The organism is Mesoflavibacter zeaxanthinifaciens subsp. sabulilitoris (assembly GCF_014191595.1).
GTDB classification, from domain to species: Bacteria; Bacteroidota; Bacteroidia; order Flavobacteriales; family Flavobacteriaceae; genus Mesoflavibacter; species Mesoflavibacter zeaxanthinifaciens.
The window spans coordinates 134,790-156,541 of record NZ_JACHWV010000004.1 but is presented as its reverse complement, the minus strand read 5'-3'; the positions used below and the strand labels follow the sequence as shown (position 1 = coordinate 156,541).

Annotated in this window: 22 protein-coding genes and 1 tRNA gene; 20 read left to right on the top strand and 3 right to left on the bottom strand. The window is 32.2% G+C overall.

From position 1 onward, the window contains the following. The first annotated feature begins 12 nt into the window (after nt 1–12). The 3 genes from FHS04_RS07250 to FHS04_RS07240 all read left to right on the top strand — a co-directional run bounded on the left by FHS04_RS07250 (nt 13) and on the right by FHS04_RS07240 (nt 1,593). Nucleotides 13–336 (top strand): hypothetical protein, encoded by a 324-nt coding sequence (locus tag FHS04_RS07250; RefSeq protein WP_027881013.1) that lies wholly within the window; start codon nt 13–15, stop codon nt 334–336. Between the two features lie 2 nt (nt 337–338). Continuing rightward, nucleotides 339–1,115, top strand: a complete 777-nt coding sequence (locus FHS04_RS07245) for an RMD1 family protein (RefSeq protein WP_106680002.1) — start codon at nt 339–341, stop codon at nt 1,113–1,115. 139 nt (nt 1,116–1,254) lie between these two features. After that, a complete protein-coding gene (locus tag FHS04_RS07240; RefSeq protein ID WP_106680004.1) occupies nt 1,255–1,593 on the top strand; it encodes a hypothetical protein in 339 nt (112 codons plus the stop codon). 54 nt (nt 1,594–1,647) lie between these two features. Here FHS04_RS07240 and yihA read toward each other — a convergent pair whose 3' ends face one another. Continuing rightward, a complete protein-coding gene (gene yihA / locus FHS04_RS07235; RefSeq protein ID WP_106680006.1) occupies nt 1,648–2,256 on the bottom strand; it encodes a ribosome biogenesis GTP-binding protein YihA/YsxC in 609 nt (202 codons plus the stop codon). Between the two features lie 33 nt (nt 2,257–2,289). Then, nucleotides 2,290–3,054: an alpha/beta fold hydrolase gene (locus FHS04_RS07230; RefSeq protein ID WP_027881017.1), complete on the bottom strand. Its 765-nt coding sequence runs from the start codon at nt 3,052–3,054 to the stop codon at nt 2,290–2,292. 271 nt (nt 3,055–3,325) lie between these two features. On the opposite strand from FHS04_RS07230, the gene mraZ reads away from it, so the two are divergent. From mraZ to FHS04_RS07145, 17 genes are all read left to right on the top strand, one after another. Then, nucleotides 3,326–3,793: a division/cell wall cluster transcriptional repressor MraZ gene (mraZ, locus tag FHS04_RS07225; protein ID WP_027881018.1), complete on the top strand. Its 468-nt coding sequence runs from the start codon at nt 3,326–3,328 to the stop codon at nt 3,791–3,793. Continuing rightward, a complete protein-coding gene (gene rsmH, locus FHS04_RS07220; RefSeq protein WP_106680008.1) occupies nt 3,780–4,676 on the top strand; it encodes a 16S rRNA (cytosine(1402)-N(4))-methyltransferase RsmH in 897 nt (298 codons plus the stop codon). The genes mraZ and rsmH overlap by 14 nt, the downstream gene beginning before the upstream one ends. A gap of 2 nt (nt 4,677–4,678) precedes the next feature. Beyond that, nucleotides 4,679–4,996 (top strand): FtsL-like putative cell division protein, encoded by a 318-nt coding sequence (locus FHS04_RS07215; RefSeq protein WP_106680010.1) that lies wholly within the window; start codon nt 4,679–4,681, stop codon nt 4,994–4,996. A 64-nt stretch (nt 4,997–5,060) separates the two neighbouring features. Continuing rightward, entirely contained in the window at nt 5,061–7,004 is a 1,944-nt protein-coding gene (locus FHS04_RS07210) for a penicillin-binding protein (protein WP_106680012.1), read from the top strand. Beyond that, nucleotides 7,004–8,467, top strand: a complete 1,464-nt coding sequence (locus FHS04_RS07205; RefSeq protein WP_106680014.1) for a UDP-N-acetylmuramoyl-L-alanyl-D-glutamate--2,6-diaminopimelate ligase — start codon at nt 7,004–7,006, stop codon at nt 8,465–8,467. Before FHS04_RS07210 ends, FHS04_RS07205 begins: the two co-directional genes overlap by 1 nt. Before the next feature lie 42 nt (nt 8,468–8,509). After that, on the top strand, nt 8,510–9,742 hold the full coding sequence (gene mraY, locus FHS04_RS07200) for a phospho-N-acetylmuramoyl-pentapeptide-transferase (RefSeq protein WP_106680016.1): 1,233 nt from the start codon (nt 8,510–8,512) through the stop codon (nt 9,740–9,742). A 4-nt stretch (nt 9,743–9,746) separates the two neighbouring features. Next, on the top strand, nt 9,747–11,078 hold the full coding sequence (gene murD / locus FHS04_RS07195; RefSeq protein ID WP_106680018.1) for a UDP-N-acetylmuramoyl-L-alanine--D-glutamate ligase: 1,332 nt from the start codon (nt 9,747–9,749) through the stop codon (nt 11,076–11,078). Nucleotides 11,079–11,095: 17 nt separating this feature from the next. Beyond that, complete coding sequence (locus FHS04_RS07190) at nt 11,096–12,298, top strand: FtsW/RodA/SpoVE family cell cycle protein (RefSeq protein ID WP_106680020.1); 1,203 nt, start codon at nt 11,096–11,098, stop codon at nt 12,296–12,298. A 5-nt stretch (nt 12,299–12,303) separates the two neighbouring features. Beyond that, the gene (gene murG / locus FHS04_RS07185; RefSeq protein WP_106680022.1) at nt 12,304–13,410 is read left to right on the top strand and encodes an undecaprenyldiphospho-muramoylpentapeptide beta-N-acetylglucosaminyltransferase; all 1,107 of its coding nucleotides are present in this window, start codon (nt 12,304–12,306) and stop codon (nt 13,408–13,410) included. Continuing rightward, the gene (gene murC, locus FHS04_RS07180; RefSeq protein ID WP_106680024.1) at nt 13,410–14,765 is read left to right on the top strand and encodes a UDP-N-acetylmuramate--L-alanine ligase; all 1,356 of its coding nucleotides are present in this window, start codon (nt 13,410–13,412) and stop codon (nt 14,763–14,765) included. Before murG ends, murC begins: the two co-directional genes overlap by 1 nt. 16 nt (nt 14,766–14,781) lie before the next feature. After that, nucleotides 14,782–15,474: a cell division protein FtsQ/DivIB gene (locus tag FHS04_RS07175; RefSeq protein WP_317044634.1), complete on the top strand. Its 693-nt coding sequence runs from the start codon at nt 14,782–14,784 to the stop codon at nt 15,472–15,474. Nucleotides 15,475–15,477: 3 nt separating this feature from the next. Continuing rightward, the gene (ftsA, locus tag FHS04_RS07170; RefSeq protein ID WP_027881029.1) at nt 15,478–16,803 is read left to right on the top strand and encodes a cell division protein FtsA; all 1,326 of its coding nucleotides are present in this window, start codon (nt 15,478–15,480) and stop codon (nt 16,801–16,803) included. Between the two features lie 70 nt (nt 16,804–16,873). After that, nucleotides 16,874–18,844, top strand: a complete 1,971-nt coding sequence (gene ftsZ, locus FHS04_RS07165) for a cell division protein FtsZ (protein WP_106680026.1) — start codon at nt 16,874–16,876, stop codon at nt 18,842–18,844. Between the two features lie 125 nt (nt 18,845–18,969). Beyond that, nucleotides 18,970–19,419 carry a GatB/YqeY domain-containing protein gene (locus FHS04_RS07160; protein WP_027881031.1) on the top strand — a complete coding sequence of 150 codons (450 nt, stop codon included), beginning with the start codon at nt 18,970–18,972 and terminating at the stop codon, nt 19,417–19,419. Nucleotides 19,420–19,428: 9 nt separating this feature from the next. Beyond that, nucleotides 19,429–19,502: transfer RNA gene (locus tag FHS04_RS07155), tRNA-Arg, on the top strand. Nucleotides 19,503–19,534: 32 nt separating this feature from the next. Then, complete coding sequence (locus FHS04_RS07150; RefSeq protein ID WP_051169899.1) at nt 19,535–20,407, top strand: zinc-dependent peptidase; 873 nt, start codon at nt 19,535–19,537, stop codon at nt 20,405–20,407. A 72-nt stretch (nt 20,408–20,479) separates the two neighbouring features. Next, nucleotides 20,480–20,899, top strand: a complete 420-nt coding sequence (locus FHS04_RS07145) for a CBS domain-containing protein (RefSeq protein WP_027881033.1) — start codon at nt 20,480–20,482, stop codon at nt 20,897–20,899. A gap of 57 nt (nt 20,900–20,956) precedes the next feature. On the opposite strand, the gene rpe is transcribed toward FHS04_RS07145, so the two are convergent. Further along, nucleotides 20,957–21,619, bottom strand: a complete 663-nt coding sequence (rpe, locus tag FHS04_RS07140) for a ribulose-phosphate 3-epimerase (RefSeq protein ID WP_027881034.1) — start codon at nt 21,617–21,619, stop codon at nt 20,957–20,959. Nucleotides 21,620–21,752 lie beyond the last annotated feature (133 nt).

The window sequence follows — 21,752 nt, the reverse complement described above, 5'->3', positions numbered from 1 at the left end:
TAAAATTATTCCATGAAAAAGCCTGACAACCTAAAACGTGTTATCGTAGACTTTAAAAAATTAACACCAGAAATCTTAAAGCTTTTAGTAGATAAGTATCCTGATGGATATGACGAGGATCATATTATCGAATTTAGAAATGCTAAAAATGAATTAGTAGAAGCTGTAGAAGTAACAACAGAAGACACTAAATATTTAGTAAAAGTAAGTACCAAGTTAGTACAAACTATGGAAAATTATGACGAAGATGATTACGAAGATTTTGATAGTGATGATCCAGAAGCAGTACAAGATCCAGATATAGAGCCTAGCGAAGAGCAGGACGAAGATTTTTAACAATGTATAAAGTTGTAGCTTATCAAATAGCTAGTAGTATAAACATTAAAGCTTGTAAACAGCAATTGTCTTGGCAATTGCTGTTTCAAGATAGTGACGAGCTATTTTACGAAATTGATCAACATTCATTTGTGTATGTTTTTCAATATGGTATGGTTAGTTTTTTTAATATGTCTGATAGTCAAATAACAGAAGTATTAAATACTTTAAAACCGCATACCAATAATTATTTCTTCGAAAAACTGTCTGAAGCAACAGAGGTTTTAATTAAGCCAAAAACATTAAAAGTCCAGTTTAATCACATAGAATTACCAACTCTTGATCAAGAAATGATAAGATTGGTAATGTTATACGCATCGCAAAGTGTAGCATTAGACAGATATTCTGAAATTACAGAAGAACTACTTGAGCAAACACATCAACATACATTATATCTAGAGAAAAAAGGAAAACTAGACATTTCAGGACATAAGCTAAAACGCTTCATAGGCAAGACGTTAAATATTAAAAACAAGATTTCTGAAAACTTATATATTTTTGATTCTCCAGAAATAACGTGGGAAAACGAGCAATTAAATAAATTAAATACAGATTTAAAACAGTCTTTTGACCTGCATGCACGTTATCGATTAATACATGAAAGAATCGAAATTATAAAAGAAAATCTAGAGCTTTTTAAAGATATAATGGACCATAGAGAAAGTAGTACTTTAGAGTGGATCATAATCATATTAATCGTAATAGAAGTATTTGATCTTTTTATAGCCAAATTTTGGTAACCTTATAAGATTTCACAAAGCGTACACAGTTCATCCTACCACACGTAATTACAAGGTATTGTAATACTAAAAGCAATCGGACTTGAGGTGGCAAATTTCCGAGCAAAATAAATCAAACTTAACTTTAATTATTTTTAAAATGAAGACAAAACTTATCGTTTCAGTTTTGGCATTAGTTGCTTATTTGTCAACAGCTTTTATAACGCCTTCAACGCAAAAAGCAATAAGCGGTACCTATGAAGGGACAGAAGAATTTAATTATGTGTTTACTGTAGAAGTAAAAGGCGAAAAGCAAACAATGAAATTTCAATATGTTTCAGAAGAAGTATTAGAAAATTATGATTTAGATACAGACGAATATATAGGTGAAGACTTTAAAATTACCTATCAAACATCAATAGAAGTTGTAGAAGACGAAGAAGGTAATGAAGAAGAAATAGAGGTGCTAACTATTACGGACTTGATGTTAAATCAGTAATTGTACAATCTATTTTAAAAAAAAAGACCGCTATTATACGCGGTCTTTTTTATTTTACTGTTCAACTTCTATAGTGTTATTTAAATGGTCAATGTAGCCAAGTAACTCGTCTTTACCTATATTTTTACTTGAAGACGTTACGAAGTAATTTGGCATGTCTTGCCAAGTTTCAAGAAGTATGTTTTTATAATCTTCTATATGTTTTTCTATAGCTTTTGGTTTAAGTTTGTCTGCTTTGGTAAACACAATAGAAAATGGTATACCGTTTAAGCCTAAGTATTCCATAAACTCTAAATCTATTGATTGAGGTTTGTGTCTAATGTCTACTAAAACAAAAGCGGTAATTAGTTGTCTTCGCTTCTCAAAATATTCAGTTATAAACTTCTGAAATACTTTTTTTGTACTTTTAGAAACGCGTGCATAACCGTAACCAGGTAAATCAACCAAAAACCAATTATCATTAATTAAAAAATGATTAATTAGTTGTGTTTTTCCTGGTCTTCCAGAGGTTTTAGCTAAGCTCTTTCTGTTGGTTAGCATATTAATTAAAGAAGACTTACCGACATTACTACGCCCAATAAAAGCGTATTCTGGTAGCTTATCTTTTGGGCATTTAGCAACATCAGAGTTGCTCATTACAAATGTAGCAGATTTAATATGCATTAGATTTATTTTTATTTCTGCAAAAAGGATAAATTAAAACTCACGCTTTTTTAACCAAGCATATAGAATTTCATTAAAAGTTTCTGGATGTTCCATCATTGCAGCATGACCACATTTGTCAATCCAAAATAGCTCTGAATCTGGTAAAAGACTGTTAAATTCGTCTGCAACTTCAGGTGGAGTTACAGTGTCATTTTTTCCCCAAATAATGCAAGTTGGTGTTTGCATTTTTGGTAAATCTTTTGCCATATTATGTCTTATAGCGCTTTTAGCAATAGCTAATGTTTTAATTAGTTTATTTCTGTCATTTACTGTTTCGTAAACTTCATCAACAATTTCTTTAGTTGCAACTTCAGGGTCATAAAACACATCTTGCGCTTTTTTCTTAATAACCTCATAGTCACTACGTTTTGTGTAGCCACTACCCATAGCGCTTTCATAAAGTCCTGAGCTACCAGTTATAACTAGAGCTTTAACTTTGTCAGGATATAATTTTGTATGATATAAACCAATATGTCCACCAAGAGAGTTTCCTAATAAAATAACATCTTCTAATCCTTTAAAATCTATAAATTCATGTAGATAGTTTGCAAAAGCCTTTACGTTTGTTTTAAGTAAAGACATTGTGTAAACAGGTAATTCTGGAATTATTATTTTATAACCTTTTGTACTAAAATAGGAGGTTACGGCGTCAAAGTTACTAAGTCCGCCCATAAGTCCATGAAGAATAATAATTGGTTGTCCTGTGCCAACTTCTATGTAATTAAACTTTCCTTCTTTTTTAAGTTTGTGCGTCATTAACAGTTAGTCATTTGCTTAGCAACAAATATAGGTATTTCATTTAAAACAAATCCTAATATAACTTTTTACTTCCAAAAATTAAGACACTTAAGATTTGTTTTTCTTTCCCACTTTTTGATAAGTTGTTTGTCTTACTATTTTCAATTATTTACACGCTTTTTAAATGTTAAAAAACCATAACTTATTAACAATGTGGTAAAATGTGGTAAAATGTGGTAAAATTTTCAATATATTTGATTTTTAAATATTAACCCAGTTTCAAACTGTTTTGAACTCATTTATAGGAACATACGAATGTAAAGTAGACGCCAAAGGAAGGCTAATGCTACCTGCTGCTCTAAAAAAGCAGATGGATGGTGTGTTGCAAAATGGGTTTGTGATTAAAAGAGCGGTGTTTCAAGAGTGTTTGGAATTGTATCCAATGACCGAATGGGATGCATTAATGCAGAAAATAAATAAGCTAAATCGATTCAAAAAAAAGAACAACGATTTTATTAGAAGGTTTACTGCTGGAGTAAAAATGGTAGATGTTGATGCAAACGGAAGGTTGTTAATACCAAAAGATTTAGTGGTTTTTGCTTCTATCTCTAAGGATATTGTAATGTCCTCTGCGGTTAATATTATTGAGATTTGGGATAAAACGAAGTATGAAAAAGCTATTGATGACGCAACTGTAGATTTTGCAGATTTAGCTGAAGAGGTAATGGGACAAGATGACGAAGATGGAATATCATAATCCAGTTTTATTAAAAGAAACCGTAGATGGTTTAGCGATTAAAGAAGATGGTATTTATGTAGATGTCACTTTTGGTGGTGGCGGACACAGTAAAGAGATCTTAAGTCGTTTAGGTGAAAAAGGAAGGCTTTACGCTTTTGATCAAGATAAAGACGCTCTTAAAAATAAAATAGACGATAGTCGCTTTACGCTAATCAATGAAAACTTTAGATACATAAAGAGATTTTTAAGGTTTTATGGTGTAAAAGAAGTAGACGGAATCTTAGGTGATTTTGGTGTGTCTTCTCATCAATTTGATGTGGCAGAACGTGGTTTTTCAACACGTTTTGAGGCAGATTTAGATATGAGGATGAATCAAAGTAATCAACTATCAGCCTATCATGTTGTTAATGAATATAGTCAGGAAGACTTACGTGATGTGTTGTTACAGTATGGCGAGTTAAGAGCTGCGCCAGCTATGGCAAGAGTGATTGTGGAAACAAGAATGAATGGTGAAATAAAAACATCAGAGCAGTTAAAGTTTGCTTTAAAAAAGTTTTTATCGCCAAAGCATGAAAATAAAATTTCAGCTCAAATCTATCAAGCGATTAGAATAGAGGTGAATCAAGAAATTGAAGCTTTAAAAGAGTTTTTAATGCAAACACCAGAGGTTTTAAAACCTGGCGGAAGATTAAGTCTAATTTCTTATCACTCTTTAGAAGATAGGTTGGTAAAACGCTTTATGCGAAACGGATTGTTTGAAGGCGAGCCAGAACGTGATGTGTTTGGAAGATTTGAAGTGCCTTTTAAGAAAGTAGGAAAATTAATAGTGCCAACAGCACAAGAGATAAAAGAAAATAATAGAGCTAGAAGTGCAAAACTTAGAATTGCAGAAAAACTATAAAAGTGAAAAAAAGCATCTATAGCATATTAAGAGGAACGTTTTTAGTTAGCGAAGACTCGTTTAAAAATTGGCGCATCATCTTGTTTATTTCTGTGTTGGCAATAATAATGATAGCAAGTTCGCATAGCGCAGATAAAAAAGTGTACGAGATAGCAAGACTTAATAACGAAGTAAAAGAATTGCGATCGGAACTTTACGACGGAAGAACAAGATTAATGCAGTTAAAAATGGAATCTTCTGTTGTAAAAAAAATGAAAGAAAAAGGTTTGGCGCCTTCTGTAATACCGCCAACCAAAATAATTGTAAAACCACAAAATTAAGTTCTCAATCGTGGCAGTTAACGAAAAGAACATATTAAACAGATTGTATTTTGTAGCGGGATGTATGTTCATCTTCGCTATTGCTGTTGTGGTTAAATTGTTAAGCATTCAATTTATTCAAGGCGATAAGTATAAGGCTTTAGTAGAAGAAAGCAATATAAAAGAAGTGTCTATTCCTGCTAACCGTGGTAACGTATACTCGGCAGACGGAAGTCTTTTAGCAACTTCAATTCCAAAATACGATATCAGGTTTGATGCCATTACGCCAACCGACAAACGTTTTAAAGAGTACTTAACACCTTTAAGTGAGGCGCTTTCAAAATACTCAGGTAAGTCAGTTTCTTATTATAAGAAAGAATTACAGAAAGCACGAGCTAACAAGAATAGGTATTATTTGTTAGCAAGAAATATTGGGTATTCAGAATATTTAAAATTTAGAAGCTTTCCATTGCTAGAATTAGGTCCGTACAAAGGTGGTTTAATTGTAGAACAGTATGTAAAACGCGAACATCCTTTAGGTGAAGTTGCGCAACGTACTATTGGTTACGAGCGTGTTGATGACGAAGGAAATATAACAAGAGCAGGAATAGATGGTGCTTTTGGAAGTGATTATTTAAGAGGAACAGACGGAAAGCGTATCAAGCAAAAAATAGGTAAAGGACAATGGAAGCCAATTACGGTTGATAATGAAGTTGAACCAAAAGATGGTTACGATGTCTACACAACTATAGATGTAAATATTCAAGATATCGCACATCATGCTTTGTTAGAGCAATTAGAAAAATACGAAGCAGAGCACGGAACTGTAGTAGTAATGGAAGTGAAAACAGGTGAGATTAGAGCCATTTCAAACCTTGGAAGAACATCAAAAAACACCTATTACGAAAAAAGAAATTACGCGGTTTACGAAGCGCATGAACCTGGTTCTACATTTAAATTAATGGCATTAATGGCTGCTTTAGAAGATAAAAAAGTAGATACATCAGATGTAATAGATACTGGTAATGGATATAAAGTGTTTTATGGTCGTGGTATAAAAGATTCTCATGGTTATGGTAAGATTTCTGCAGCAAGAGCTTTTGAAGTGTCATCAAACATAGGTTTAGCTACTATAGTAGATAAAGCATACGCAAAAAATCCAGAGCGCTTTTTAAATATTTTAAGTCAATGGAATTTAGATAAAAAGCTAAACATTTCAATTAAAGGTGAAGGAGAACCAATGATACCAAAACCTGGACATAAAAATTGGAGTAGAAATGCATTGCCATCATTGGCTTATGGGTATGGTTTAAAAATAACACCGTTGCAAACATTAACATTTTACAATGCTGTTGCTAATAATGGTGTAATGGTTAAGCCAAGATTTATTAGAGAGGTAAGAAATCTTGATGAAAAAATAGAAGTGTTCGAAAAAGAGATAATTAATGAGAAGATTTGCTCTGATCAGACACTTAAAAAAGCAAAAACCATGTTAGAAAATGTTGTAAAGCGTGGTACAGGTACATCATTGTATTCAGATTATTTCTCTATGGGCGGAAAGACAGGTACGGCTCGTACAGAGTATTGGCATAAGGACTGGTCCAAAAACCCACGATATATTTCGTCTTTTGCAGGGTATTTTCCAGCAGACAATCCTAAATACTCATGTATAGTTATCATTCATAAACCAAGTGTTAAAAAAGGATTTTATGGTGCAGATGTTTCTGGTCCTGTATTTAAAAAAATAGCTCAAAAAATATTTACTGACACACCAATTGTTGATGAGGTTGAAACTTTAGAAGTAAAAACTGCTAAAGTAGAAAAAGAGTATAAAACATATTACGATATAGCAAATAGGTATAAAACCATAATGCCTGATGTTAGAGGTTTGCCAATTATGGATGCTGTAGCGTTATTAGAAAATATGGGTTTGAAGGTAAAAGTTGAAGGAGTTGGAGTGGTAGAAAATCAATCCATTAGTAAAGGAACAAAAGTTAAGAAAAATCAAACAATAGTTTTAAAAGCATAGTGATTACATTAAAAGACATATTATACAAGGTAACTTTAGATACAGTTATTGGTAGTACAAATGTTATGGTGCGTAACATTCATTTTAATTCACGTAGTGTGGCAATTAATGATGTGTTTGTAGCTGTTAAAGGAACTGTTGTAGATGGGCATAACTATATAGATGCAGCTATAAGTCAAGGAGCAATTGCTGTTGTTTGCGAAGTGATTCCTGCAATAACAAAAAAAGAAGTAACCTATATTAAAGTAGATGACTCAAGTCGTGCTTTGGCAATAATGGCATCTAACTTTTATGGTAATCCTTCAGAAAACTTAAAGTTAGTAGGTGTAACAGGTACAAACGGAAAAACAACTATAGCTTCATTATTATACCAATTATTTAAAAAAGCCGGCTTTAAAGTAGGTTTATTATCTACTGTTAAAATCATGGTAGATAATAAAGAGTTTTCAGCAACGCATACAACGCCAGACTCATTAACTATCAACGCGTATTTAAAGCAAATGAATGATGAAGGTGTAGAGTTTTGTTTTATGGAAGTCAGCTCACACGGAATCGACCAAAACAGAACATTAGGCTTGAAGTTTGAAGGCGGAATTTTTACTAATCTGTCACACGATCATTTAGATTATCATAATTCTTTTGCAGAATACAGAGATGTTAAAAAACGCTTTTTTGATGAGTTGCCAAACACTGCTTTTGCATTAACAAATATCGATGACAAAAACGGAAGCATCATGCTTCAAAATACAAAAGCAAAACAGTATAGCTATGCCTTAAAAAGCTATGCAGATTATAAAGCTCAAATTTTAGAAAATCAATTTAACGGATTGTTGTTAAAGCTGAATGATAGCGAAGTTTGGGTGAGATTAATCGGCACATTTAACGCTTATAATATTTTGGCAATTTTCGCTTGCGCGGAATTATTAGGTCTTGAAAAAGATGAGTTATTAAGATTTATTAGCGAGTTAGAAAGTGTTAGCGGAAGATTTCAATTCTTGATTTCTGATGAAAAAATTACCGCAATTGTGGATTACGCGCATACACCAGATGCATTGCAAAATGTGTTAGAAACCATAAATGATATACGTACCAAAAACGAAAATTTAATTACAGTTGTAGGTTGTGGTGGGGATAGGGATAAAACCAAGCGACCAAAAATGGGACATATCGCTTCGGCTTTAAGTACAAAGGTAATTTTTACTAGTGATAATCCACGAACAGAAGTGCCAGAAAAGATTATTGATGACATTGAAAAAGGCGTAGAAGCTCAAAATTTTAAAAAAACAATGTCAATTGTAGATAGAAAACAAGCCATTAAAACAGCATGTCAATTAGCAAATCCTAATGATATCATTTTAATCGCTGGTAAAGGGCATGAAACTTATCAAGAGGTAAATGGCGTAAGAACAGATTTTGATGATTTCAAAATTGTAAAAGAATTTTTAAAACAGTTACAAAAATAGTGTTTGTTTAATAAAGTTTAAGCAGCAAAAAATAAATAAAGAATGTTATACTATTTATTCGAATTTTTAGAAGAACAATACCAAATGCCAGGTGCAAGTGTGTTTCAATTTATCACATTTAGAGCCGCTTTAGCTATCATTTTGTCGTTGTTGTTTTCTACTATTTTCGGAAAAAAAATAATCCTAATGCTTCAAAAAAAACAGGTTGGAGAATCGGTAAGAGATTTAGGTTTACAGGGACAAATGCAAAAAGCTGGTACACCAACCATGGGAGGAATTATTATCATTTTAGCGACGTTAATTCCTGTGTTGTTATTAGCAAGATTGGATAATATTTATGTAATCATGTTAATTGTTACAACCCTTTGGATGGGCGCAGTTGGTTTTACAGATGATTATATAAAAGTCTTTAAAAAAGACAAAGCAGGTTTAAGCGGTAAGTTTAAAGTAATGGGGCAAGTTGGTTTAGGGTTATTTGTTGGTGCTGTAATGTACTTTCATCCCGGAGTTACAATTAAACAAGAAAAAATTAACCCGCAATTTGAAACCGAAAAAATCACTCAAAATTCACCAAGAGAGTTCAATCCAGAAGAGCAATCGCTTTTAACAACTATACCATTTGTAAAAGACAATGAGTTTGATTACTCAAAATTAATTACATGGCTTGGCGATGATTATGCAAAGTACGCATGGTTAATTTTTATACCAATCGTAATTTTTATAATAACAGCAGTGTCTAACGGTGCAAATCTAACAGATGGTATAGATGGATTAGCAGCAGGAAGTAGTGCAATAATAGTTTTTGCGCTAGCCATTTTTGCGTTTATCTCTGGTAATATTGTCTTTTCAGATTATTTAAATGTCATGTACATACCACGATTGGGAGAGTTGGTAATTTTTACCTCTGCTTTTGTTGGAGCATTAATAGGATTTTTATGGTACAACACATATCCAGCTCAAGTGTTTATGGGCGATACAGGTAGTTTAACTATTGGTGGTGTCATTGCGGTAATAGCAATCGCTGTTCGTAAAGAATTATTAATTCCTGTGTTATGCGGAATTTTCTTCGCAGAATCTTTATCCGTAATCCTGCAAGTAAGCTGGTTTAAGTATACAAAAAAGAAATTTGGTGAAGGTAGACGCATATTTTTAATGTCGCCTTTACATCATCATTATCAAAAGAAAAACTATCACGAAAGTAAAATAGTAACACGATTTTGGATTGTCGGAATTTTTCTAGCAATTATTTCAATAGTTACACTGAAGTTGAGATAGAAAAATGAAACGATTAGTTGTATTAGGAGCAGGAGAAAGCGGTGTAGGAACAGCGCTTTTAGGAAAAGAAAAAGGCTATGAAGTTTTTGTTTCCGATAAGGGAAAAATAAAGGAAAAATATAAAGAAGTTCTTATACATAATGAGATTGAATGGGAAGATCAACAGCATACTGAAGCTAAAATTTTAAATGCAGATGTAGTTATGAAAAGTCCAGGAATACCAGATAAAGTGCCAATGGTAAAAGCACTTTTAGAGAAAGGTATTCCAGTAATTTCTGAAATAGAATTTGCTAGCCAGTTTACAAATGCAACAATAGTTGCAATAACTGGTAGTAATGGTAAGACAACGACATCTATGCTAACACATCATGTGTTAAAACAAGAACTTAATGTTGGGTTGGCTGGAAATATTGGCGACAGTTTTGCTAAGCAAGTTTTAGAGCATAATTATGATAATTATGTGCTAGAGATAAGTAGTTTTCAGTTAGATGGTTGTTTCAATTTTAAACCAAAAATTGCAGTAATAACCAATATTGTTCCGGATCATTTAGATCGTTACGATTACAAATTCGAAAACTATATCGCATCAAAATTCAGAATAGCTCAAAATCAAACTAAAGACGATTATTTGATTTATGATGCCGACGATGAAGTGATTTCAGAACATCTAAAAAAGTATCCAATTCAATCTACATTATTACCATTTTCACTAACAAAAAAAAATGAAAATGGAGCGTATTTGGACAACGAAAATATAATAATAACAATAAATAATAACAAGATAATTATGCCAGCAAAAAACATTGCCTTAGACGGTAAGCATAACACTAAAAATGCTATGGCGGCTTCAACCGTTTCGCATTTATTAAAAATTAGAAAACAAACTATTCGTGAAAGTTTAGAAAACTTTCAAGGTGTAGAACATCGATTAGAACAAGTGCTTAAAATTAATAAAGTGCAATACATTAACGACTCTAAAGCAACAAATGTTAATGCTACATATTTTGCTTTAGAAAGTATGGATGCGCCTACAGTTTGGATTGTTGGTGGTGTTGATAAAGGAAATGATTACACTGAGTTGTTTCCGTTTGTAAATGAAAAAGTAAAGGCAATCATTTGTTTAGGTGTTGATAATCAAAAGTTAATACAAAGCTTTGGTAATATGGTTGATGTTATTGTTGAAACTCAGTTTATGAGTGAAGCTGTAAAAATAGCCTACAAAATTGCTGAATCTGGAGATAACGTGTTATTGTCACCAGCTTGTGCAAGTTTTGATTTGTTTGAAAACTATGAAGAAAGAGGTAGACAATTTAAAGAAGCAGTAAGAAACTTGTAAAACAATTAAAAATATAAATGCAAAAAGCAATACTAAATAATATTAAAGGTGATAAGCTAATTTGGGCTATTGTAGCACTATTGGCTATATTTTCTTTTTTACCTGTGTATAGCGCTGCTAGTAATTTGGCATATGTTGGTGGTAGTGGTAATACATTTGCATTTTTAGTTAAGCATTTTATGCATTTGTTTTTAGGTTTTGCAATAATGTATGGTGTGCATAAATTGCCGTACCGTTACTTTAGAGGTTTATCCATGGTAATGATGCCTTTAGTGTTTGTACTACTAATAGTAACCATTTTACAGGGCACGACTATAGAAGGTGCAAATGCAAGTAGATGGATACGTATTCCGTTTATAAATATGTCTTTCCAGACATCAACATTAGCTTCGGTTGTGTTGATGGTTTACATAGCAAGATATTTATCAAAAATAAAAGATAAAACAATCACCTTTAAAGAATCTATTTTACCGTTATGGATTCCGTTGTTTATCGTTTTAGCATTGATATTACCATCAAACTTCTCTACAACAGCAATCATCTTTGTAATGTCAATGATGTTATTATTTTTAGGCGGTTACCCATTACGTTATTTGTTAGTGATGTGCGCAGCAGGTTTAGTAGGATTAACATTTTTTATTTTAATAGCAAAAGCCTTTCCAGAAGCAATGCCAAACCGTGTTGATACCTGGATGAGTAGAATTGAAAATTTTGCAAACGGAGAAGATACAGAAGAAGATTATCAAATTGAAAAAGCTAAAATAGCAATTGCTTCTGGAGGTGTTGTTGGTTTAGGCTCTGGTAAGAGCATTCAGAAGAATTTTTTACCACAATCTTCATCAGATTTCATTTTCGCAATAATTATAGAAGAATACGGTTTGATTGGAGGATTGTTTTTAATGGTGATGTATCTCTGGTTACTTTTTAGAATTGTTATTGTATCACAAAAAGCAGATACCATATTTGGAAAATTAGTTGTGCTTGGTGTTGGATTACCAATTATATTTCAAGCAATGATCAATATGGCAGTAGCGGTAGAGCTTTTTCCGGTAACGGGACAAACACTACCATTAATTAGTAGCGGAGGAACAAGTATTTGGATGACTTGTATGGCAATAGGAATTATATTAAGTGTTAGCGCAAAACGTGAAGAAATAAAAGAAAAACAATCACAAGATGAAGGTGATAATCCTTTAGAAATTCTTTCAGAAACGATTTAAGGACAGTGAGTAAAAAAGAAAAAACATATAAAATCATTCTAAGTGGCGGTGGTACTGGTGGACACATATATCCAGCAGTAGCAATTGCTAATGAGCTTAAACAGCGTTATCCAGATGCTCAGTTTTTGTTTGTAGGTGCAAAAGACCGTATGGAAATGGAAAAAGTACCTCAAGCAGGATACGATATAAAAGGACTTTGGATTTCAGGTATACAAAGAAAATTAACACTTAAAAACCTTTCATTTCCTTTTAAATTGATTAGTAGTTTATGGAATGCTAGAAAAATTGTAAAGCAATTTAAACCAGATGTCGTTATAGGGACAGGTGGATTTGCTAGTGGACCATTATTACAAGTTGCTGCTTCAAAAGGAATACCTTGTTTAATACAAGAGCAAAACTCTTTTCCTGGTATAACCAATAAATTATTATCTAAAAAAGTAGATAAAATTTGTGTGGCTTACGATAATTTAGAGCGCTTTTTTCCTGCAGATAAAATTATTAAAACAGGTAATCCTGTAAGACAAGACTTATTAGATATTCCTTGCAAAAGAGAAGAAGCTATTAAGTATTTTGATTTAGTTGAAGGTAAAAAGACACTTCTGGTTTTAGGAGGAAGTTTAGGAGCTAAAGCAATAAACGAACTTATAGAACGCGAGCTAGATTATCTGCAAACTTTAAACCTACAAATCATTTGGCAATGCGGTAAGCTGTATTATCAAACATACAAACTGTATGGTCATACAAAGCATGTGCAAGTACATCAGTTTATAAATAATATGGACTATGCTTATGCAGCTGCAGATTTTATTATATCACGTGCAGGAGCAGGTTCTGTAAGTGAGTTATGTATCGTTGGTAAACCTGTAGTTTTTGTGCCTTCACCATACGTGGCAGAAGACCATCAAACTAAAAATGCAGATGCAATAGTTAGTAAAAATGCAGCGATAATGATTGCTCAAGAAGATTTAAAAGTAGACTTTAAAAACAAGTTTGGACAGTTAGTAGCTAACCCAGAAAAGCAAGAACAGTTTAGCAAAAACATTAAAAAATTAGCGTTAACAAACGCAACAAAAGATATAGTAGACGAAGTAGAAAAACTTCTAAATAAATAATGAATTTAAAAAATATACATAACATCTATTTTGTTGGCATCGGTGGTATCGGTATGTCTGCAATAGCTCGTTTTTTTAAATCACAAAATAAAAATGTTGCAGGTTATGATAAGACACAAACTGAAATTACTAATAGTTTAGAAGCTCTTAATATTTCTGTTCATTTTGAAGACGAAATAGGGTGTATAGAAAATTCATTTTTAAATAAAGACGAAACTTTAGTTGTTTATACACCTGCAATACCAAAAGATCATAAGCAGTTAAATTATTTTAAATCTAATGGTTTTAAAGTTTTAAAACGCTCAGAAATTTTAGGGGTTATTACAGAAAATACTTTTTGTTTAGCAGTTGCAGGTACGCACGGTAAAACAACAACAACAAGTATTTTAGGTCACTTGTTAAAATCTTGTGATGTTAAATTAACAGCGTTTTTAGGAGGAATAAGTGAAAATTATAACTCTAACTTAATTTTAAACGGAGATAAGGTGTCAGTTGTTGAAGCTGATGAATTTGATCGTTCGTTTTTAACTTTAAGTCCAGATATGGCTGCTGTCACTTCAATGGATGCAGATCATTTAGATATTTATGGTGATGCATCACAATTGCAAGAAACATTTAAGGATTTTACTAAAAAAATAAAACCAAACGGAAAGCTATTTGTAAAAAATGGTTTACCAATTAAAGGAATAACTTATGGTATTGAAGATGGTTCAGATTATTCCATTCAAAATATAAAAATAGAAAACGGGACGTATGTATTTGATGTCAAAACTCCAAATACAACAATTAAAAATATAGAGTTTAACCTACCTGGTAGACATAATTTGTCAAACGCTTTAGTTGCTCTGGCGATGTCTGTAGAATATGGTCTCCCTACCAAACAGCTCGCCAAAGCATTAGCATCTTACAAAGGAGTAAAGCGTAGATTTAGTTATCATATTAAAACCGATAAAATAGTGTTTATAGATGATTATGCACATCATCCTGAAGAGATAAATGCTGTACACCAAGCGGTAAGAGAGATGTATCCAGAAAAGAAAGTTTTGGCAGTATTTCAGCCACATTTGTTTTCTAGAACACAAGATTTTGCAACACAATTTGCTAAAAGCTTATCTCAGTTTGATCAAATTATATTGTTAGATATATATCCTGCAAGAGAGTTACCAATAGAAGGTGTAACCTCAAGTTGGCTGTTAAGTTTGATAGAAAATAGTAATAAAAAATTAGTTAATAAAGAAGATCTAATATCACAAATAAAGCAAAGTAACGCCGATGTAATTTTAACTATTGGCGCAGGAGATATAGGAGCTCAAGTCTTAAAAATAAAAGAAGCACTTTTAGAAAATGAAAATTAATTGGAATTACATAAAAATGATAGTTCTGCTAATTTTAGTTGTGTTTTTGTATGCCTTTTCTTCAGCAAGAAATTCAAAACGTTTAGTATCTCAACCTAATATTCAATTTATAGGCAATAAAAACCTGTTTATCACCCAAGAAGCTGTTAGTAAATTGTTAATACAAAATCAACAAGGTGTTACAAATGTGCCTAAAGAAACTTTAGATTTGAATGGTTTAGAGTCGACGCTAAATAAAAACCCAATTATCGAGTTTGCAGAAGTTTACGTAAATGTAGAAGGTAAGTTAACAGCAAAGGTTAAACAAAAAACACCTATAGCTAGAGTTTTAGGTAATAATAGTTATTATATAGATAGTAATGGTGGTGTTATGCCGCTTTCAAAAAATTATACAGAACGTGTTCCTTTTGTAACAGGTTTTGTAAAAAAAAGTAATCTAGATATTGTTTATAAAGTAGCAGATTACGTATTAAAAGATGAATTTTTAAAACAAAACGTGATAGAAATTCATCAAAATAAAAATAACAGCATAGACTTAAAATTAAGACAAACCAAATTTGTAGTGCATTTGGGGCAGATAAAACAATTAGAAAAAAAGATAAGTAATCTAAAAGCCTTTTACATAAAAGCTACAAAAGATAAAGTTTTAGATAAATACAGTAAAGTAAACTTGCAATTTGGCAACCAAGTTGTTTGTACAAAAGCATAAGTTATGGAGCAAAACATTGCAGTAGGGTTAGATATAGGAACTACTAAAATAGTAGCCATGATTGGTCGTAAAAACGAATATGGCAAAGTAGAAATTTTGGGTATAGGTAAATCCAAAAGCTTGGGTGTGCATCGAGGTGTTGTCAATAATATTACGCAAACCATACAATCTATACAAATAGCAATACAAGAGGCAGAAGCTGCAGCAGCTACAAAAATAGAAGGAGTAACTGTAGGTATAGCGGGACAGCATATTAGAAGTTTACAACATAGCGATTATATAACACGTCCAAATAGTGAGACTGTTATAGATGAAGATGATATAGAACGATTAATAAACCAAGTACATAAGTTGGTAATGCTTCCAGGAGAAGAAATAATCCATGTTTTACCTCAAGAATATAAAGTTGACGGTCAAGCCGAAATCAAAGAACCAATAGGTATGTATGGAGGTAGATTAGAAGCTAACTTTCATGTAGTAGTAGGTCAAGTGTCTTCTATAAGAAACATTGGTCGTTGTGTGCAAAGTGCAGATTTAAATTTAGAAGGCATCACCTTAGAGCCATTAGCAAGTGCTAATGCAGTGTTAAGTCAAGAAGAAAAAGAAGCAGGAGTAGCATTAATTGATATAGGAGGAGGAACAACAGATTTAGCCATTTTTAGAGATGGAATAATCCGTCACACAGCAGTTATACCTTTTGGAGGAAACGTAATTACAGAAGATATAAAAGAAGGCTGCTCTATCATAGAAAAGCAAGCCGAATTGCTGAAAATAAAATTTGGTAGTGCTTGGCCAGGAGAAAATAAGGATAATGAAATTGTTTCAATACCAGGATTAAGAGGACGTGAGCCAAAAGAAATCACCCTTAAAAATCTATCTAAAATTATCCATGCGCGTGTCGTAGAAATTATTGAGCAAGTATATGTCGAAATAAAAAACTACGGTCACGAAGAACAAAAAAAGAAACTAATTGCAGGTATCGTTTTAACAGGTGGAGGCAGCCAATTAAAACATTTAAAGCAGTTAGTAGAATATATTACAGGTATGGATACCAGAATTGGTTATCCAAATGAGCATTTAGCTGGCGATAGCGACGACGTAATAACAAGCCCACTATTTGCAACAGCAGTAGGTTTAGTAATGGATGGTTTAAAACGTCAAGACCGTAAAAAAGCAGAAGCTATTATTGAAGAAGAAATTCAAGCGGTAAAAGAAGAAAACGAAGAGAAGCCTGAAGAAGAACAAATAGAAGTGCCAAAAAAACAACGCAAGTCGTTTCTAGATAAGTTAACAGAAAAAGTAAAAGACTTTTTAGATAACGCAGAATAAGTAAAATGAATATACAGCGAAAGTACAGATTCGCTATTAAATAAGAATTGATCCAGTAAAAATAGAATTTATGAGCAACAACGAATTCGAAAGCATAGCATTTGATTTACCAAAAAATCAATCTAACGTCATTAAAGTAATTGGTGTTGGTGGCGGTGGTAGTAATGCCATTAACCACATGTTTCAGCAAGGAATAAAAGGTGTAGACTTTGTTATTTGTAATACAGATGCACAAGCACTACAAAGTAGCGGTGTACCAAACAAAATTCAGTTAGGTGTTAATTTAACAGAAGGATTAGGTGCAGGAGCAAATCCAAACGTTGGAGAGCAAGCAGCTGTAGAAAGTTTTGAAGACATCCAAATGATGTTAGATACCAATACAAAAATGGTATTTATCACAGCCGGAATGGGCGGAGGAACAGGAACAGGAGCAGCACCAATCATTGCAAAAATGGCTAAAGACTTAGACATTTTAACAGTTGGGATTGTGACAATGCCATTTCAATTTGAAGGAAAAATGCGTAATGAACAAGCTCAAATAGGTATAGAAAAATTACGTGCAGAAGTAGACTCGTTAGTAGTTATAAACAACAATAAATTACGTGAAGTTTACGGTAATTTAGGTTTTAAAGCAGGTTTTTCTAAAGCAGACGAGGTTTTAGCAACTGCAGCACGTGGTATAGCAGAAGTTATAACACATCACTATACACAAAACATTGACTTGCGTGATGCAAAAACGGTTTTAAGTAATAGTGGTACGGCAATTATGGGATCTGCAGCAGCTTCTGGTCAAAACCGTGCACACGAAGCCATTTCTAAAGCATTAGATTCGCCATTACTTAACGATAATAAAATCACAGGAGCCAAAAACGTATTGTTGCTTATCGTTTCTGGAGCTCAAGAAATTACTATTGATGAGATTGGAGAAATTAACGACCACATTCAAAATGAAGCAGGTCATGGCGCTAACATTATTATGGGTGTTGGTGAAGACGAAAGCTTAGAAGAGTCTATTGCAGTTACAGTAATTGCAACAGGATTTGATGTAGAACAGCAAAACGAAATTTCTAATACCGAAGCAAAAAAAGTAATTCATGCATTAGAAGACGATCAGAGTATGGAGCAAGATTTAAGCAGAGAACAACCAAATCCTGCTATAATCTTACCAAATATTGAGTTAGAAGAGAAGAAGGAAGTTCCAGTTGTTAAGCATACTTTAGAAATAGAAGAAGAGGAAGAAGAAGCCAAACAGTCATTATCTTCTTTTGAAATGGATCAAGTAAAAAAACAAACTATAGAAGAGCGTGACTTAATACCTACAAGTGAGTTTATAAAAAACTTAGATGTAACTTATTACGAAGTAGATGTTAATCTAGACGAAAATCAAGAATTTAAGATTACCTCTACAGCAAAAAAAGAAGCGCCTAAACCAATAGAAGAAGAGCAAAACAAACAGCAAATTATGCTTAGTTTTGATATGCCTATTTCTGAAAAGGAACCTACATCTGCTCCAGTTACCGAAGAAGACGAAGGTCCAATAGTTATGGATCTATCAGACAATGTAACCGATTTAGAAGTAAATGATTTTGTAGAGGTTATTCCTGTTACTGAAAATACAGAGACAGGAGAAAAACGTTACGCTTTAGATGATTACGAAATAAAAGAATCTGCTATAAATCCAAAACCAGAAGTAAAGCAAGAAGAAATTGTTTTAGAAAAGAAAACAGTTGAGACTGATGCAGAATCAAAAGAAATTCAACCAGATGTAGAAGTAGACCCAATGAATACGCCAATTTCAGAACTACTAAAAAGTAGAGCAGAAGAGCGTAGAAAAAAAATGAAGAACTTTAATTATAAATTTAATACCTCTAAAATTGATGATATAGAGAAAGTACCAGCGTACAAGCGTCAAGGATTAGAGTTAGAAGATAGACAACATTCTTCAGATACAAATATTTCTAGAACTACATTAGGTGTAGATGATAATGATGATATTCAATTAAGAAATAACAATTCATTCTTACACGATAATGTAGATTAAGATTTTTAATTAATTCATTAATTATAACTATAGCCCGAAAAGTTCCCTCAAGCTTTTCGGGTTTTGTTTTTTAATATTAATAGTCACTTTTTAGTATCTTCGTACTCTTAAAAAAACAAATTAAAATGAGCTTATCAGCAAAAGTAATGACAGCCTTAAAAGAGGCTATGAAAAGTAAAGATCAAACCGCTTTAACCGCTTTAAGAGCAGTAAAATCTGCTATTCTTTTGGCACAAACAGAAACAGGATCAAAAGAAGAGTTAACAGAAGAGCAAGAACTTAAATTATTACAAAAACAAGTTAAGCAACGTAAAGATAGCGCAGCTGTTTATATCGATCAAGGTAGAGAAGATTTGGCTGAGCCAGAGTTAGCTGAAGCTAAAGTTATCGAGCAGTTTTTACCAGAAGCAATAAGTGAAGATGAGGTAGCAAAAATTGTAGAAGATATTATTGCAAAAACTGGTGCAGACGGTATGAAAGATATGGGTAAAGTTATGGGTATGGCAAGTAAAGAATTAGCAGGTAGAGCTGACGGTAAAACCATTTCTAATATTGTTAAAGCTAAATTAGCATAACTAAAAAAAGGCTGCGTAGCTCAATTGGATAGAGCACTGGATTTCGGCTCCAGCGGTTGTAGGTTCGACTCCTGTCGCAGTCACAAATTCATCAAAAAAGAAACCTATTTAGTTAATGTTGTTGCAATTATTACTTCAAACAAAACAACAAGAAGAGTTAGAAAGACAACTAATTTATGAATATATCATACCAATTGGTGTTGTTTTAATTGCAATTTTTATAGTGTATAAACTAGCTAGAGCATTTCAGTTTTTTTATGCTTCACGTTTTAAAAAACCACTGTTTAATCATGTGTATTTTAAACTAAAAAAGCTAACACCATTACAACTTTCTATTTTAAAAAACGAATATACTTTCTATAGAAAACTCTCACCAAAACATCAAGTTTATTTTGAGCATCGTGTAGCTACATTTTTAAAAGAAATAACCTTTATTGGAAAGCAAGAATTGCAAATTACAGAACAAATGAAGGTGATTATAGCTGCAACATCTTCACTGCTTAATTTTGGGTTTAGAAACTACAGGATTAAACTTCTTGATAAGGTTTTATTGTATCCTACAGCTTTTTATTCTAAACTTAATGAAAACATGCATAAAGGTGAGTTTAACCCATCTTATAAAGCAATTGTATTGTCTTGGGAAGATGTTTTACACGGTTACTCTATAGACAACGATAATTTTAATGTGGCAATACATGAATTTGTACATGCAATGCATTTGGATTGTTTAAATCAAAAAGGACTTAAAGCAGCTATTTTTATTAATGGGTTTTCTGATATTGCACATTTTATAGAAACAAATGAAGATTATAAAAATCGTCTAATAGAATCTGAATATTTTAGAGATTATGCTTATACCAATCAATTTGAGTTTTTGTCAGTCATTATAGAAACTTTTATTGAAACTCCAGGTGAGTTTAAAAGACAATTTCCTGAGTTGTATAGACTTGTAAAGCGTATGCTTAATTTCAATTTTGCTAATTATTAGTTTACTGACTTTTATCATAATTTTTAAGGGTTTTAAATTTTAAATTTATTGTAGAATTTAAAGCCTTAAATGATGAAAAAAAGAACACCAATTTCAGAAATAATGACAAAAAATGTCATCTCGTTAAAAACTAATGATGACTTAGAAAAAGCAGAAAGCTTATTTAAAAAAAACAATATTAGACATATTCCAGTAGTATCAGGAAAAGAGATTGTTGGTATGTTAAGCTATACCGATTTATTACGTATTAGTTTTGCAGACGCAATAGATGATTATGCAGAAGACGTAGATACTGTAGTATATAATATGTTTACAATAGAACAGGTAATGGCTAAGAAATTGATTACAGTTTCTAGTGATACAACCATAAAAGAGGTTGCAGAAATTTTAGCAAAAAAAGAATTTCATGCCTTACCAGTAGTAGATAACGAAATTTTAGTTGGCATAGTAACCACAACTGATTTGATTAAATATCTAATTAATCAGTACTAAAATTTGTTTAAGGGTTAAAAATGATAAAGGCTACCTATTGGTAGCCTTTATCTGTTTTTATGAGTTAGCTAAAGCTTTTAAATCTTTAATTGTTTCTATTTGGTTGTCACTTTTAAAGACATAACTACCAGCTACCAATGCATCTGCACCAGCATCTACTAATTGCTTTGCGTTTTTATTAGTTACACCACCGTCAATTTCAATCATAACGTTAGCGTTTTTATCTTTTATAAGCTGTTTTAGTTGTTTTACTTTGTTGTAAGTGTTTTCTATAAAGCTTTGTCCTCCAAAACCAGGATTAACACTCATGATTAACACTAAATCAATATCGTTAATAATATCTTCTAAAACATTTATGTTGGTATGAGGATTTAGAGCTACACCAGCTTTCATACCTTCTGCTTTAATAGCTTGAACTGTTCTGTGTAAATGTGTACAAGCTTCATAATGTACCGTTAATATATCACTTCCTAAATCTGAAAATGTTTTAATATATCTATCAGGATCTACAATCATTAAGTGTACATCAATAGTTTTTTTAGCGTGTTTAGATATGGCTTTTAAAACAGGCATTCCGTAAGAAATGTTTGGAACAAAAACACCATCCATTATATCTATATGAAACCAATCGGCTTCACTAGAATTAACCATTTCTATATCACGTTGTAAGTTGCCAAAATCTGCTGCTAGCAATGATGGCGCAATTAGTTTTGAAGACATTTTTTTATTTTATTGTGTTGTTGTTTTGGCAAAAATAGGTATAAAAAATGAACCCGAAGTAATCAGCTTCGGGTTCTTTCATCAATCAAAAAACGAACAGTTATGATTAACTGTTTGTTAGGGTAAAAAACGT